The sequence below is a fragment of the Fructilactobacillus frigidiflavus genome, from assembly GCF_044054575.1.
Taxonomy (GTDB): Bacteria; Bacillota; Bacilli; order Lactobacillales; family Lactobacillaceae; genus Fructilactobacillus; species Fructilactobacillus frigidiflavus.
The window spans coordinates 1,272,911-1,288,786 of the sequence record NZ_CP168716.1; the positions used below are offsets into that span (position 1 = coordinate 1,272,911).

The following is a 15,876-nucleotide window of genomic DNA, read 5'->3' on the forward strand; positions in this document are numbered from 1 at the left end:
ATAAATTTTGCAAAAATTACAAAAAGTTTTAAAGATGGTCAGATTCAATAGTTTGATTGCTACTATTTTGCCATTTGTTTTAGGCATTTCATTCACACTTTATTATTTCAATGCAATTAATGTTTTGAACACCATTGTATTTTTATTGATCTGTTGCTTAATGCAAATGATTGTTAATTTGCGTGATAGCATTAAAGATTATGATAATGCGAAAGATTTTGCAGTTGAACAAAATCAAGATGAAGTATTCGCTAAGATTGGTCATGAAAATGATTTAAAATTATTTAAAGCTTTATGTTACGCCATGATTTTAAGCGGAGCAGCTTTAGCTCTTTATCTTGTATATTTAACTAATCTTACAATTCTGTTACTTGGCTTATTCAGCACATTGATTGGTTATTTATATACTGGTGGTAAATATCCAATTGAAAACGGACCTTTAGGAGAATTATTTTCTGGATTAACCATGGGTTATATTATTACGCTGGCATGTGTTTTAGTTAATATTCCGACGACAGACTATTCTTGGAATTTAGCCTGGAAGTTAATTTTCGTTTCTGGAATTGCAATTTGTGCAATCGCTAATATTATGCTAGCTAATAACACTTGTGATTATGAAGCTGATCTTAAAGTAAATCGGCACACGTTTGTCAGCTATGTCGGAAAAAAAGGGGCACTTAAATTTTATACAGCTTATTACGTACTAGGCTATTTATTATTATTGATTGCAATTATTTTAAGGTATTTACCAATTGAAATGTTAGTCGTCTTTTTAACAATTCCCATCATTATTAAAAATACCAAGCGATTTTTTGCTGTCCAAGTCAAAAAAGAAACTTTTATTTTAACGATTAAGAATGATGTCGTTTTATTAATCAGTTCATTAGTTGGCCTATTAATTTATTTAATTTTCAAATAATCAGAAGTTAACAAAAAGGAATCGCTGTAAAAGCGATTCCTTTTTTAATGACTAGTATTAGTATTATCAGATGGCGTAGCAGGCTTATTATCTGATGGTGTTTGTGGTTGATTATTATTTTCAGGCTTAGGGCTTGTAGAGCCTTGGTTAGAGTTATTGTTTCCATTGTTCGTTTGGTTACCGTTATTGTTATTCGTTTGATTACTGTCATTATTATTATGGTTGTTATCAGAAGGATTTTGTTCGGTAGGGGCATTAGTTCCATTATTAGTATTACCATTATTATTAGAATTATTATCATTGTGGTGTTGGTTATTTTGATTCTGGTTATTGTTGGTAACCGATTGATTATTGTTAACCTGTTGGTTTTGGGTCCCACTAGATGATGATACAGGCTTAACAGTTTGGTTTTCACCATAGCCTGCCAAATAGTATTGATCATGACCGTCCTTATACGTTTTAACAACATCACTAGGTTTGGTCCAATTAGTATTTGGTAATCCTTCTGATGCAGTCGACATAACTGCCTTATAGTATTTTTGGGCAAGTGTATATTGATCCCCCGTAATTTGATGACCTTCTTGGAAAGGTTGATCATAACCGGTCCAAACAGACATTGAATAATGCTTGGTATAACCAGTGAACCATGCATCCATATCTGAATTATATGGAACCTTACTTAGCCATTCAGATGGGTATTGAGTTTGACCAGATTTACCAGCTTGATTCAACCCAGAAATTCTAGCACTCGTTGCACTACCATCGCTATCATTAATAACTCCTTTAAGCATTTGCGTCATAATGAATGCTGTTGCAGCCGACATCGCTTGGTTACTCTTAGTATCAAAGGTTTCACTATCACCAGTTGGGGTAACAACTTTATCGATCATATAAGGTTGATAATAAGTTCCACCATTTGAAAATGCAGAGAAAGCAGCTGCTTCTTGTTCCGTTGAAACATAGGCACCTAAACCATTTTGAAGCGTTAATGGCTTATCAAATGTCATTCCTAGGCCACTTAAGAAGTCAGTTGCCCGATCAATACCCACTGCTTCAAGGGTCCGAACAGCCGGAACATTTCGTGATTCGACTAATGCTTTTTGCATCGTCATGTTACCTTCATATTTATTATCAAAATTATTAACTTTAATATTAGTTCCAGGATAAGTAAAAGGAGTATCTTTTACGGTTTGGTAAGTAGGGTAGTGTAGGTATTCAACAGCAGGTCCATAATCCATTAATGGTTTAATTGTTGAACCACTGGAACGGGCTGTTTGAACTGCTCGATTTAATCCAAACATCGTATTTTGTTTACGTCCACCAAGCATTGCAACGACTTTCCCATTATTAGGATCAACTACGGTTGCCCCAATTTGAAAATCATTGTTAGGGAAGCCTAGTCCTTCGTTGCTATCGTTGGCCAATTTATACATATGCTTTTGCATATCCATATCAAGGTTAGTATAGACCTTGTTTCCTGCGTCTAATTTATATCCTTTTTGTTGTAACTCTTGAATCACTTGGCTAATGTATCCATCTGCATATTTTTCATTAGCTTGAGTAGGGTTACTTTGAGCACGTTTTTTATCGATACCTTTTTCAACGTCTTCATTTTTAGCAGCTTCAGCTTGGGATTTTGAAATTGCTTTATTTTTAACCATGGCATCTAAAACTTGATTACGCCGATCCCGAGCATATTCCGGATTAGTAACTGGATTATAAGAAACAGGAGCTTGTGGCAATCCAGCTAATAGCGCCGTTTGAGATAAATCAAGTTCACTTAGCGGTTTATTAAAAAGCACTTCTGACTCTGTTTGCATTCCGTAAGCATTGTTCCCCATGTAAACTTTGTTAATATAAAATTCCAAAATTTGTTGTTTACTATAATTTCGATCAACTTGAATTGCTAACCAAGCTTCTTGAGCTTTACGTTTGAGGGTTTGGTCAGATGATTTAGTTGAAAAAACTGATAATTTAACTAATTGTTGGGTTAAGGTACTTCCACCTTGTAAACCACCGCCACCAAAAACATTGCTAACCGCTGCTTCGACAATTCGAATTGGATCAATCCCTTTATCGGTATAAAAATGACGATCTTCCACTGAAATAATTGCATTTTTTAAATTTTCGGGAATATCTTGCGATCTAACATAATTTCTATTTTGCATTCCCAAACGGGAAATCACTTTTCCGTCTTTATCATAAATAGTAGTTGAGTTATCACTTGATAAGGTACTATATGAAATGTGAGGAGCAGTGGCAGCATAATAAGTAAACATCCCACAGCCTAATAAAAATAGGACAAATAGGAAGAAAACAATCCACAAAAGAATATGCCCCACCGGTCCCATATGTCGCTTATTTTTCTTAATTCGCGAATATAATTCATCTGAACTCATCTTTACTTTTCTCCTTTTAATTTAAGATATTAATAATTTTTTGTACGGCACTCAGGTAGGGAAGGACTGGATTAATCTGATAATTAATTTTGTATCCAAATTTATCAAATTCTTTTTTTGTAATTGACTTGCGCCCTCCAGATTCCATTCGGTTCCAGAAACTAAATAGTTTATCACTATTTAAAACATAAATATCATCCGATTTTACGAATTTAACGATTGTAAAACAAATTCCCCCTTGGTTAACGCATTTCTTCATATGCATAATTTGATGCTCATGAAAATTACTTAACGGAAATGAGGTGGTATTCATGGTTTCTTTTGCATCAAAATCAATGTACTTACCCTTGAAAATGCCATTATAGTCCGTAGTTGAAGCTTGTTTAAAATAAGCTTCTTTGATTACCGCCGCACTCCGTTTAGGATAATCAACCTTAACAATTTGAATTGGAGTCGGCTTTTTATGAACTACAGCTAAATCTTTCATTAAATAGTAAGTGTTACTATCATTGATTTCCTGTTCTAAGGTCATACCGCGATCACCATAATTAACATGGTTGAATTTGTTGCTATGTTTAATGGGGGGTTGACGATTATTCCCATTAGGATACTTAATTGTCAAAAAAATAACTCCTTTGGAAATTTTGCAGTAATAAAGCAAGTATAATTCATTACAAATGATAAATGTAATACAATTATAGCAATATCAGAAAGTTATTGAAAATTTAAATATTTATAGGAGCCGAAATGAGTCGAGTTTGGATCACAGGTTATCGAAATTATGAAATTGGCGTCTTTAATCAAAACGATCAAAAAGCACAAGTCATTAAAAGAACTTTAAAAAATGAATTAATTAGTTTAATCGAAGATGGTTGTGATTGGATTATTACTGGTGGCCAATTAGGTACTGAACAATGGGTTATCGAAATTGCTAATGATTTAAAAAAAACATACCCAAATCAATTTCAACTGGCAATCATAACTCCGTTTAAAGCATTTGGGGAAAACTGGAATGAAACTAATCGAATAAGACTTCAGCACTTAATTACGACAGCTGATTTTTTTGCTTCAACTAGCAACGATGAATACAAGTCGCCACAACAATTAAAAAATTATCAAACTTTCATGTTGAGTCATACTGATCAAGCTTTACTTCTCTATGATTCAGAAAATGAAGGTAAATCAATTTTTGATTATAATGCAGCACTTCATTATCAAGAACACCATCCTTATCCCATTCAATTAATTGAAATGGACGATTTGCAAAGTACAGCTGAAGAAATGAGCGAAGAACTTAAATCAAATCATGACATTTAGCTTTTTTGTGTTATAATGGTATAGTTAAGAAAAAGGGGTGCATTAAAATGGAAAATATTAAGTTCACACCAAAAGAAATCTTACAAAAAGAATTTAAGCAAAAAATGAGAGGTTATGATCCAACTGATGTTGATTCATTTCTCGATGATGTTATTAAAGATTATGAAAATTTTCAAAAAGATCTTTCTGAAAAAGAACAACAAATTAATCAATTAAACTCAGAAAATCGTCAACTAAAAGCTAAAATTGTTGAGCTTGAAAATCAAATCGTTACAACACCTAAACCAGTGGTTTCAGAACCCTCAAGTTTAAATTCACGTATCTCACGTCAACAACCAGTTGAAGAAAAACAAGAAAGCAATGTTTCCACTATGGACATTCTCAAACGTTTATCAAATCTTGAACGAAAAGTTTTTGGCGAAAATTCAAATAATTAGTTATAATTGGTACATGCTCTGAGTAATCGCGGTCAGCTTTATGCTGGCTGAGGAAAGTCCACTCTCGCACAGGCTGTGATGCCTGTAGTGTTCGTGCCCGGTGAAAAAATAAGCCGAGGGATTGTTTTTAACAATTACGGCGAAGGAAATAGCTAAGTACTTCGGTATATGCTTTAGTACTTCCCAAGGTGCTATAGAGACGATTAATTCAAGAAATTGAATTACTGGAACGCAGTAAACCCCGCGAGCGGGAAACCCAAACTTTGGTAGGGGAGCTTTACACACGGAAACAGAACCAAGTGTAGGGCAGAAATCTTTTTGATTTCTGAGATAGATGATTACTACTCAATTGTTTTTCCTGATAATTCAATTGAGCACAAAACATGGCTTACAGGAGCATGTACCAATCAGGAAGAGTGGGGTTTCCCACTCTTTTTTTATATAATCAGAAAGGCAATTTTTATGAAAAAGTTTAAATTAATGGTAACCTGTGCAGCTGGAATTGAAGCTCTAACTGCAAAAGAACTACGCAATCTTGGTTACGAAGTCGAAGTACAAAATGGAATGGTTCTTTTCGAAGGAACCGTTGAAGATATTATCAAAGCAAATATTTGGTTAAGAACTGCTGACCGGGTCAAAATAATCGTTGGTTCATTTGAAGCTAAAACTTTTGATCAATTATTCGAAAATACTAAAGCTCTTCCTTGGGAAGAATTAATTCCAATGGACGGAAAGTTTCCAGTTGAAGGACGTTCACAGAAATCTGATTTACATAGTGTTCCAGATATCCAAGCAATCACTAAAAAAGCGATTGCAACTAGATTAGGTGATTTTTACCATCGCCGCACTCGTTTACCAGAAACAGGGGGCTTATATCCTCTAGAAGTAAGAGTTAACAAAAACATGGTTTATGATTTGCTTGATACGACGGGACCAAGTCTCTTTAAACGTGGTTATCGGGTAGCTAAAGGGGAAGCCCCACTTAAAGAAAATATGGCAGCTGCGTTAGTCTTGTTATCAAATTGGCATCCTAAAACAATGCCATTTCTTGATCCGATGTGTGGATCTGGAACAATTGCAATTGAAGCAGCAATGATTGCGAGAAATATCGCTCCCGGTATCCAACGGGAATTTGCTTTTGATAATTGGGACTGGGTGCCTAAAGCAACCATTCGTAAAGTAAAAGAAGAAGCTGACGCCCAAGCAGATTATGATTCTGAATTTGACATATCTGCTAGTGATATCAACGGTGAAATGATTAATTATGCTAAAGTTAATGCACAGGAAATTGGCTTACTTCACGACATTAACTTCAAACAATTAGCAGTTCAAGATTTTAAAACTGATAAACAAGACGGGGTCGTAATTACCAACCCTCCTTACGGACAACGATTAGGTGATTTAGAAGAAGCAGAAAAGTTATATCATGATTTAGGAAAAGTGTTTATTCCAATGACTACATGGTCCAAATACTACTTAACCAGCGATTTAAATTTTGAAAAATTTTATGGTAAAAAGGCTACAAAACAACGCAAGCTATATAACGGTCGAATTAGAACCGATTATTTCCAATATTGGGCAGAAAAAAAGCGTTCTTAGGTTAAAACTAATAGAGGGTAGATTAATGGTACAAAAAGTTGCGATAATTGGCGGTGGTATTGTTGGTTCAACGGTCGCATATTATTTAAGCAAAAATGATTTTAAGAATTATGATGTTTCTTTATTTGATGAAGGGGTAGGTCAAGCTACCAAAGCAGCAGCTGGAATTATTTCACCGTGGCTATCTAAAAGAAGAAATAAAAAATGGTATCATTTAGCTTCATCCGGCGCTAAATTAGTTGCTCAGATAGCCGATGAAACTAAGATGGATAGTGAAGTTTATTCTAATGATGGCACGATTATCACACGAAAAAATCAAGATAGTTTAAACGAGCTATATCAAATTGCGTTAGAACGAAAAAAGACATCCCCTCAAATTGGGGATGTTCGTTATGTTTCTAATTCTGAAATTAAAGACTTGATTCCCATTATTAATAATTCACCCTATGATGGTCTCTTTGTTCCTGGGGGGAGTCGAATTGATGGTTATCTTTATACGCAACATCTCTTAAAGCTTGCCCAAAATCGCAATCTTCACATTTATAAGGGACATGCAGACCTAAAGAAAGCAAACCAAATTATCTTTAATGGTGAAAAACTTAATTTTGATAAAATCATCTTGGCTACTGGAGCATGGTCAAAAAATATTTTAGCTGATTTAAATATCAATTTGAAATTGCGTCCGCAAAAAGGCCAATTAATTGAAATAAAAGTTCCTGATATAAAATCCAATGAAAATATGCCCGTCATGATGCCAGAATCTGAATACGATTTTATTCCATTAGGAAACGGTAAATTAATCATTGGGGCAACTCATGATAATGATCATGGCTTCGATTTGAAATCAGAAAAATCAGTTAATCAAAAATTAGTTAAGACTGCTGATAACTTAATTAGTAAAATATCGGTTGACGACATTATTCTTTCAAAGGTTGGTACGAGAGCTTATACTGATGATTTCAGCCCGTTTTTTGGTTATGTTCCAGGAACCAATCAATCATTATTGATTGGTACTGGTTTGGGTTCATCTGGTTTAACGACCGGTCCAATGGTTGCAAAATTACTAATTGATTTGATTAAAAATCCAGAAATAGATCTTTCTGAATATCAAAAGCCAATTTCAAATTATATTAATTAAGCTTCATGTAAGGCTTGAATTGCTAAATTGTGTGCACCACGATTTTTACTTTCAGGAATCCAATTATTAAAAACTAGTTCAAATTCAGATTCTAATTTGAGAATCTGGTCTACATATTTTTGATAATGTTTAGCATATTGCTTATTTAAACTGTCAGCTAAAATTTTACTATCTGTATAAAACGTTAAAACTGAGCGATGTGCTTCTTGATTAGTAAGATTAGCCTTTAAAAATTCAAGAGCTTTAATACAGGCTTTGAATTCAGCTTCATGGTTATCAGATGCCACTAGTTTAAATTTAGCTTGGATCTGTCTCTGATTATCAATTAACAACGTTCCAATTCCAATTTGATTAGAATCCGGATATTTTGCTGCATCAGAATATAGTTTATAATACATGTGTATTCTCCATTTTTTGAAGGGATGGTTTTATGATAACTCAAAAAAGAAAATTTTTATATCAACCACAACTATTAACTAGTTGTATTTGTTGGAGTTGGACTTTTATCGTCATGTTAGTTGGGATTATTGTTTGGCTTGAAATCACCACTTTTCAAACTACCACGCTAATAATCTTTTTGGTTTTTGCGTTGCTAACTTGGATTCAAATCTATTATCGAAAAATATTTATCAATAGTAATGAAATTAAAATTTGTAGTGTTTTACATCCTTTTGGTAAAACATTTTCTAATAAAAAAATTTCCAATGTAAATTCAAAAAGAAATTCCATTTCATTTGAAATTGACGGAAATCTATACAAATTTCTAGTTCCATCAAATTCAGCAATTGAATTGTCAGAAATTCTTGCTAATTCAGGGGATTAAAAGTGAAATTAAAAAAATATCGTTTTTTATTACTTATTATTACAATTAGTTTAATATTTTTAGATCAAATCATTAAATTTCAAACTCGGTTAAATATTAGTTTAGGCAAAGAAATCACGTTTATTCCCCATATTTTATCAATTACTTATTTGCAAAATACAGGAGCTGCCTGGAGTTTTATGCAAGGGAATTCTATTTTCTTTTTACTAGTGGCCTTCATTGCAATTTTAATATTTATTTATCTACTATATAAGTATCAAACAGACAAATTAATTTCACTGGGAATTGTCCTAATGTTAACCGGAACCATTGGAAATTTAATTGATAGAATAAAATTTGGCTTTGTAACGGACATGTTCAAAGTTGATTTTATTAATTTTCCAATATTTAATATTGCAGATATGTGTTTAACATTTGGAGTACTTATTTTAATATTTCAGTTGTTAACAGAGGAGTAAATAATTGAAAGAATTAAGCTATCAAGTAACAATAGAAGGAAATCGATTAGACAAATCAGTATCTGATGAATTTTCCAACATTAGTCGTTCTCGTGCAAACGAACTAATCAAAGAAAAATTAATTACGGTTAATGGTAAAACGCAAAAAGCTAAGTATAAAGTTAAAAAGGAAGACTCGATTACAGTTTTAGTTCCAGAGCCAAAATCACTAGACTTAAAACCAGAAAATATTAAGTTAGAGATTGTATATGAAGATAATGACGTAATTGTAGTTAATAAACCGCAGGGAATGGTGGTTCATCCTGCACCAGGGCATCCAGATCATACCTTAGTAAATGCTTTATTGTATCATACAGATTTACCAGAAATTAACGGCACTTTTCGTCCAGGCATCGTTCATCGAATTGATAAGGATACTTCGGGATTGTTGATGGTAGCAAAATCAGAAGTTGCTTTAAAATCATTATCTCAACAATTAAAAGACAAAACTAGTCGCCGTAAGTACATTGCTTTAGTTCATGGTTCGTTTAAAGAAAACTCTGGTACAATTGATGCTCCACTCGGGCGCTCACTCAAAGATCGAAAAAAGCAGGCAGTCATTGAAGGTGGCAGAAACGCGGTCACTCACTTTAAAGTACTTGAGAGATTTGGTAATGATTATACGTTAGTTCAATGTCAACTCGAAACCGGCAGAACTCATCAAATTCGGGTCCATATGAAGTATATCAATCATCCTTTAGTTGGTGACCCCTTATACGGACCCAGAAAAACCATTAAAGGGAAGGGTCAATTTTTACATGCTGCTGAATTAGGCTTTAAGCATCCTGTGACTGGAAAAAATATGGATTTTCAGGCACCATTACCCGAAATATTTGAAAAAACAATTAATAATCTAAGAAACCAATATCATACAAAAGAGGTTTAATAATTATGCAAAATGAAAAGGTAGTTTTAAATGGAATGGCAATGCAACGTGCCCTAAATCGAATTACTTATGAAATTATTGAAAAAAATAAGGGTGTCGAAAATTTGGTTTTAATTGGAATTAAAACGAGAGGCGTTTTTCTTGCCAACCGCATTGCAAATCGATTAAAAAAATTAGAAAATACTGATATTCCTGTAATTGAGCTAAATATTACAAAGTATCGAGATGATAATAAAAGTAATCCCAATTTAAACGAACAAGTTGCAGAAAACGTAGTTAATATTGATAACAAAAATGTTGTATTAGTTGATGATGTCTTATTTACGGGTCGAACAGTGCGAGCAGCATTAGGTGCCATTAATGAAATTGGTCGTCCAAAAAGAATTAGCTTAGCAGTTCTAGTTGACCGGGGCCATCGTGAAATCCCAATTCGCGCTGATTTTGTTGGTAAAAATTTGCCAAGTTCTAAAGATGAAAAAATTAAAGTTCTAGTTTCGGAAATTGATGATCGTGATGGTGTAGAGATTACAAAAGATTAATGATGATTTAAAAGGATGGTGATTATATTGGAAAAAAGATATCTAATTCTTGATGATGGAACGTCATTTGCTGGTGAAGCTTTTGGTGATCTTTCTAACACGACTGGTGAATTAGTTGTAAATACCAATTTGAATAATTACCAGGAATCAATAACTGATCCATCCTATCATAATCAGATTATAACGTTTGTCCAACCATCAATTGGAAATATTGGAATCAATCCTAAAAGTTATGAATCAATTATGACCTCAGCAAAGGGAATCGTAGTAAATGAAGCTGAAGATATTTCTTTTTCACGCTTAAAAAACATTTCTTTAGACTCATTTCTAAAAGAACGACATATTCCTGGGATTTGTAATATCGATACCCGACAAATTCAAAAGCACGTTCGAAAAAATCAAATCAAAAAAGCTAGTATTGTTAATAGTAATGATGAACATGCTTTTGATCAATTACAAGCTGCCGTTTTAAGTAATCAACAAATCCAATCGGTTGCAACTCCTAAGCCATACTTAGTACCAGGAGTAGGTATAACTGTGGTTGTGATTGACTTAGGTTTAAGAGAAAGTATCGTTAGACAACTTTCAAAATTAAACTGTAATATTATTGTGGTTCCATGGAATTTCAACTTTGCTAATATCAAAAATTTAGATCCAGGTGGAGTGGTTATTTCATCAGGACCGGGATCACCAGATGAAATTGATCCAATTGTAGTTGCTAATATTAAAGAAATGCAAAAAGAGGTTCCTTTACTAGGAATCGGTCTTGGTCATCAATTGATTGCCATTGCCAATGGGGCAAAAGTATCACGTATGAAATTCGGTACTCATGGTTGTAATCATCCAGTTCGTAAAATAATCACTAATGAGATTGTCTATCCCAATCAAGCGCAAGATTATGCAGTTGATCCCCAAACTATTGATTCATCAAAATTAATTGTTACATACATCGATTTAATTAACGATACAATTCAAGGGATTAGAAGTCGCGATTATCCTACTTTTTCAGTGCAATTTTTCCCAGAAGGGATTAACGATTTAGACGATACGCTTGACATTTTTGATGAATTTATCGAAAGTATCGAAGCACATAGGAGACTAATTAATGAATAATATTAAAAAAATCCTAGTTATTGGTGGCGGATCATCGAACATTGGTCATGAAGGCGAACAAGATGCGACTGCATTTCAAGCTATGTTAGTTTGGTCAAAGCTTGGAATTGAAACTTTATTAATTGATGATAACCCTTATTCGATTATGCTTTCTGAAATTCCGGATAAAGATATGTTCATTAAAAGCATTACCTTAGAAAACGTTGAAGCAATCATTAAGTCACAAAATATTGATGCAATTACACCAATTTATGGACAAAAAAATGCTTTAAGAATTATAAAGCGACTAAACAAAAAGGGAATTCTACACGACCATAATGTAAAAATTATTGGTCTGAATTCTGATAATGTCAATTTATTTGGTGGAATCAAAAATAATGCAGAAAAAATGGCACGTAATTCCTCACTCGCTAACCGATTATTGGAAAATAATATTCCTATTCTAAAAACAAACGTTGTTTCAAGCTTTGATGAATTACGAAATACAATTGATGACATGGTCTTTCCAATTGCTGCGAAAGCAATTAAAGCCTCAAAGTATGGTAGACGGCACATTTTTCAAAATATTGAACAACTCAATAATGATATCTATGATTTATTTCAACAATCTAAAGACAATAAAGTTTCGTTAGAACGCGAAGTTGGTGGATACAAAGAAATCGGGATTGTAGCAATTCGTGATGTTGATGGTACCAAAATGGTTATTTCATCATTAGAAGATATGAATCCGGTCGGACTAAATTCAACTGACTCAGTCGTCTTTGCTCCCGCACAAACTTTAAATGATTCACAACTTCATATTCTTCGGGCCATTACCTTTAGAATTATGGATTGTCTAGGGATTAAGGGTGTTTGTCATGTCCAATTTGCTTTAAATGCAAATAATAATGAATGTTTTGTTATTAAGGTTAATCCTTTTTTTAATGCTCAAACAGCTTTAGTTGAAAAATCTACGGGTTATCCATTAGCTAGGGTAGTAGCTTCGATTTTATTAAATATACCAATTACTGAAATCAAATTGCCCCCTAGATTTAATAAAATAACTCCAATATTACAGCCAGTCAGTGACCATGTAACCGTTAAGATGCCAATTTGGGCCTTTGATTACTTAGTACATGCTAAAACAAATTTAGGTGCCCAGGCTAAAGCAACTGGTTCATCAATTGGAATCGGTAGAAATGTCGAGTCAGCTTTTATGAATGCGCTACGAAGTTCTCAATCTAGTCCTAAAGATGTTTTGCCTAGTTACGGTAATTTAACTGAAGATGAACTCATAAATGAACTTATCCATCCAACTGATATTCAAATTTTGATTTTATTTGAGGCAGTTAACCGGGGATATTCCACAAGTGATTTAGCAGAATTAACTAAGATTGATGAATTTTTCTTTGTAATTATCAATAATATTCTAAAAGAAATTAAAGAAGTTAAAAATAATCCTTTAAATCCTCAAGTACTTTTAAAGGGAAATAAATTTGGCTTTGGAACTGGAATGTTTTGTCACTATTGGAATACCACTAACAATATGATTAATCAAATTGCTGAAGAAAACAATATTTATAAAACCTATAAGATGATTGAACCAACTGGTGGGGAATTCATAGAAAAAATTGATTCTTTTTATGGTAGTTTTGAATGCGAAACTGATACTAAACAATTAAGTAATCATAGTGCTTTAGTGATTGGAAAAGGGCGTAATCATTTGGGTCCGAATATTGCTGCAGATGTTTATACAGCCGAAATGTTAATCCATTTACATAAACTTGGATTAAAAACCATTATCCTAAACAATAATCCTAATTCTGTAAGCTTGATTCCTTCAATTAGTGATAAGCAATATATTGAACCAGTTCAACTTGGTGATATTTTAGATATTGTTAAGCTTGAAAAGCCTAAATATATTTTTGTTCCAGGAAATCGTCACTATTTAATTAGAGAATTAAAAAAATTGCATAATACAAAGGTAATTGTTTTGCCACCAGATCAAAAAGAGGGCCATTGGAGCTCTGATCGGGCTGATTTTGCAATTGATTTCTTAGTGACTAAAACTAATATAACTCCAATCACTACTGTAGGATTTTCTTCACAAGCTGATAATCCTAATAAAAACATTGAAAAACAAACCGATTATTTCATCCCATACGAAAATAAAACGTTAGATTTTAAGCAGCTAATGAATGATGCTATTACAGAAATTAATCTTCATGAGTTAACTGGCTTGATTCAAGTAGTTTTTCATTTCAATGAAAATGTATACTGGTTCCTTTAAGCATGAAGCAGTCACTACTTTATTAGCTAAATATAATTCAAATTGCCAACCAATGGTTATGAAAATCAATTTTCCCTTTAATGCGTTAGGGATTGTCAATGGTAATAAAAATCGTACTTTGGAAATTGGGGCAAAAATCTCATATAAGTAAAAAATCTAGGTCACTTTAAATGATCTAGATTTTTTGCTTATTTATTTTTACGAAGTTCGTCAATGATTTTCTGAGAAGGTGTTACAAAAACAGTTTTTTGACCAGTATAGTGAACTAACCCTGGTTTAGCTCCATTTGGCTTTTTAACTCGTTTAACGGGAGCATAGTCAACTGGTACATTAGCTGATTCTCTTGCTTTAGAGAAGTAGGCAGCTAGTTCAGCTGCTTCAATAATCGTTTGTTCAGAGGGATCAAATGATTTAATGATTACATGTGATCCATGAATTTTTTGAGCATGAAGCCACACATCTCGCTTATCAGCAGTTTTTAAAGTTAACTGATCATTTTGTAAATTATTTTTACCAACTAGAATAACGATACCATCAGATGCAATAAATTTTTCTGGTTTACTTACCTTAATCCGGGATCTCTTCTTTGTTTTAGAATGATCTTTAATATACCCACCAGCTTTAAGTTCCGTTTTAATATCAATTAAATCTTCTGGATTAGCAATCTGAATTTGTGCTTCAATATTTTCAAAATAGTTAATTTCTGCAGTGGTCTTTTTAATTTGAATATTTAAAAACTTAAGGGAATTTTTCTTCTTTTGATATTGTTTAAAATACCATTGTGCGTTGGCAGCAGGGGAAAGAGCTGGTTTTAATTTGATTGTAATCGGCTGATTATTATCATAAAAATTATCAAGTTTGACAGAAGTATCACCAGGTTTAACTTGATAGAGATAGGTCATTAAAATTTCGCCTTTAATTCGATAATCATCAGAATGTTCGTTCTCAGTCAAATCACGTTCTAATTTACGCAACTTATTTCGATTTTTCTTCAATTCATTTTTAGTGACCTGAATTAATTGCGCACCTTGTTCTCTAACTCGCTCACGTTTTACTTTAACCTGAAAATATTCATCCAGCATTTCACTTAAACTAGAGAATGTTCGAATAGGCTTTTCATTTGCAAAAGGAAAAGCAGAAAATACTAACTTATCATGTTCATCAGTAGCAATTGTCGCTTTTGCATCATCAAATTTTGCAAAAAAGGCTTTGAATTTAGCTTCTGTATCTAAGCCTGGCTCATGAAGGGAATCTGCAAGGGCAATCGAAGTGTCTTTTCCAAGTCCTTGGATTGTTTTTCTTAACTCAGTCGCTAACACATCAGCATTCGGAAATGCTTTTTCTAGCATAACAATTTTACTAAAATCAACCTTTTCAAAAGGGTTTAAACTATCTTGAATAGGGGGATTAATGTATTTTGATCCTGGCAAAAGGGTACGATATCGACTTTTATCTGGTCCAATCCTTTTTACAGCATCAATTATGTTACGATTTTTGGCCTCAACTAAAATAATATTACTATGACGAGCCATAATCTCAACAACTACTACTAATTCTTCAATATCACCTAATTCATTTCGTGAATTAAAATGAAAATGAATAATTCGATCATTATCAACCTGATGAACTTTTTTAACAAAACTTCCTTGAATATGTTTTCTCAAAGTCATTACAAAATTACTGGGAACTTGAGGATTAACAAAAGGAACCTGTGTGGTTTGAACACGTGCATAGGCTGGATTTGCTGACAAAAGGACTTGATAATTTTTTGAATTTGAGCGAACAGTTAATATAATTTCATTTAAATAAGGTTCGTTGATTTTTGTAACTCGACCATTTAGTAACTCGTTTTTCAACTCTTGGGTCATAGAGTGGGTAAATGATCCATCAAATGACATATTACTACCTCTTTTTCTATTGTTACTTTTAGTATAAACTAT

At 33.0% G+C, this 15,876-nt stretch carries 16 protein-coding genes and 1 other RNA gene; 13 read left to right on the top strand and 4 right to left on the bottom strand.

Annotation, left to right across the window (positions count from 1 at the left end; translation table 11 throughout):
- The first annotated feature begins 7 nt into the window (after window positions 1-7).
- Window positions 8-919, top strand: a complete 912-nt coding sequence (locus tag ACEPSS_RS06395; protein ID WP_395318438.1) for a prenyltransferase — start codon at window positions 8-10, stop codon at window positions 917-919.
- A gap of 44 nt (window positions 920-963) precedes the next feature.
- Here the strand turns inward: ACEPSS_RS06395 and ACEPSS_RS06400 are convergent, their stop codons facing one another.
- Together ACEPSS_RS06400 and recU are read right to left on the bottom strand one after the other, a co-directional pair.
- Window positions 964-3,318 carry a PBP1A family penicillin-binding protein gene (locus ACEPSS_RS06400; protein ID WP_395318440.1) on the bottom strand — a complete coding sequence of 785 codons (2,355 nt, stop codon included), beginning with the start codon at window positions 3,316-3,318 and terminating at the stop codon, window positions 964-966.
- Window positions 3,319-3,334: 16 nt separating this feature from the next.
- Window positions 3,335-3,940, bottom strand: a complete 606-nt coding sequence (recU, locus tag ACEPSS_RS06405) for a Holliday junction resolvase RecU (RefSeq protein WP_395318441.1) — start codon at window positions 3,938-3,940, stop codon at window positions 3,335-3,337.
- A gap of 125 nt (window positions 3,941-4,065) precedes the next feature.
- On the opposite strand from recU, the gene ACEPSS_RS06410 reads away from it, so the two are divergent.
- From ACEPSS_RS06410 to ACEPSS_RS06430, 5 genes are all read left to right on the top strand, one after another.
- Window positions 4,066-4,635, top strand: coding sequence for a DUF1273 domain-containing protein (locus ACEPSS_RS06410; RefSeq protein ID WP_395318443.1), 570 nt, complete (start codon window positions 4,066-4,068; stop codon window positions 4,633-4,635).
- A gap of 47 nt (window positions 4,636-4,682) precedes the next feature.
- The gene (gene gpsB, locus ACEPSS_RS06415) at window positions 4,683-5,072 is read left to right on the top strand and encodes a cell division regulator GpsB (RefSeq protein WP_395318445.1); all 390 of its coding nucleotides are present in this window, start codon (window positions 4,683-4,685) and stop codon (window positions 5,070-5,072) included.
- A 14-nt stretch (window positions 5,073-5,086) separates the two neighbouring features.
- Window positions 5,087-5,468: RNase P RNA component class B (rnpB, locus tag ACEPSS_RS06420), an RNA gene on the top strand.
- Between the two features lie 66 nt (window positions 5,469-5,534).
- Entirely contained in the window at window positions 5,535-6,671 is a 1,137-nt protein-coding gene (locus ACEPSS_RS06425; RefSeq protein ID WP_395318446.1) for a THUMP domain-containing class I SAM-dependent RNA methyltransferase, read from the top strand.
- A gap of 25 nt (window positions 6,672-6,696) precedes the next feature.
- Entirely contained in the window at window positions 6,697-7,809 is a 1,113-nt protein-coding gene (locus tag ACEPSS_RS06430; RefSeq protein ID WP_395318448.1) for an NAD(P)/FAD-dependent oxidoreductase, read from the top strand.
- On the opposite strand, the gene ACEPSS_RS06435 is transcribed toward ACEPSS_RS06430, so the two are convergent.
- Window positions 7,806-8,207, bottom strand: a complete 402-nt coding sequence (locus ACEPSS_RS06435) for a ribonuclease HI family protein (protein WP_395318450.1) — start codon at window positions 8,205-8,207, stop codon at window positions 7,806-7,808. The two genes, ACEPSS_RS06430 and ACEPSS_RS06435, sit on opposite strands and share 4 nt — an antisense overlap.
- A gap of 32 nt (window positions 8,208-8,239) precedes the next feature.
- Here ACEPSS_RS06435 and ACEPSS_RS06440 point away from each other — a divergent pair, with 32 nt between their 5' ends.
- The 7 genes from ACEPSS_RS06440 to ACEPSS_RS06470 are packed head-to-tail and all read left to right on the top strand — an operon-like array spanning window position 8,240 to window position 14,087.
- Window positions 8,240-8,632 (top strand): EbsA family protein, encoded by a 393-nt coding sequence (locus ACEPSS_RS06440; protein ID WP_395318452.1) that lies wholly within the window; start codon window positions 8,240-8,242, stop codon window positions 8,630-8,632.
- 2 nt (window positions 8,633-8,634) lie between these two features.
- On the top strand, window positions 8,635-9,090 hold the full coding sequence (gene lspA, locus ACEPSS_RS06445; protein WP_395318453.1) for a signal peptidase II: 456 nt from the start codon (window positions 8,635-8,637) through the stop codon (window positions 9,088-9,090).
- Between the two features lie 4 nt (window positions 9,091-9,094).
- On the top strand, window positions 9,095-10,015 hold the full coding sequence (locus ACEPSS_RS06450) for an RluA family pseudouridine synthase (RefSeq protein WP_395318455.1): 921 nt from the start codon (window positions 9,095-9,097) through the stop codon (window positions 10,013-10,015).
- Between the two features lie 5 nt (window positions 10,016-10,020).
- Window positions 10,021-10,554 carry a bifunctional pyr operon transcriptional regulator/uracil phosphoribosyltransferase PyrR gene (gene pyrR, locus ACEPSS_RS06455; RefSeq protein WP_395318456.1) on the top strand — a complete coding sequence of 178 codons (534 nt, stop codon included), beginning with the start codon at window positions 10,021-10,023 and terminating at the stop codon, window positions 10,552-10,554.
- A gap of 27 nt (window positions 10,555-10,581) precedes the next feature.
- Window positions 10,582-11,667: a carbamoyl phosphate synthase small subunit gene (locus ACEPSS_RS06460; RefSeq protein WP_395318458.1), complete on the top strand. Its 1,086-nt coding sequence runs from the start codon at window positions 10,582-10,584 to the stop codon at window positions 11,665-11,667.
- Window positions 11,660-13,936, top strand: coding sequence for an ATP-grasp domain-containing protein (locus tag ACEPSS_RS06465; protein WP_395318460.1), 2,277 nt, complete (start codon window positions 11,660-11,662; stop codon window positions 13,934-13,936). Before ACEPSS_RS06460 ends, ACEPSS_RS06465 begins: the two co-directional genes overlap by 8 nt.
- Complete coding sequence (locus ACEPSS_RS06470) at window positions 13,911-14,087, top strand: hypothetical protein (RefSeq protein ID WP_395318462.1); 177 nt, start codon at window positions 13,911-13,913, stop codon at window positions 14,085-14,087. Before ACEPSS_RS06465 ends, ACEPSS_RS06470 begins: the two co-directional genes overlap by 26 nt.
- A 37-nt stretch (window positions 14,088-14,124) precedes the next feature.
- Here ACEPSS_RS06470 and ACEPSS_RS06475 read toward each other — a convergent pair whose 3' ends face one another.
- Window positions 14,125-15,834 (bottom strand): Rqc2 family fibronectin-binding protein, encoded by a 1,710-nt coding sequence (locus ACEPSS_RS06475; RefSeq protein WP_395318463.1) that lies wholly within the window; start codon window positions 15,832-15,834, stop codon window positions 14,125-14,127.
- Between the last annotated feature and the right edge of the window lie 42 nt (window positions 15,835-15,876).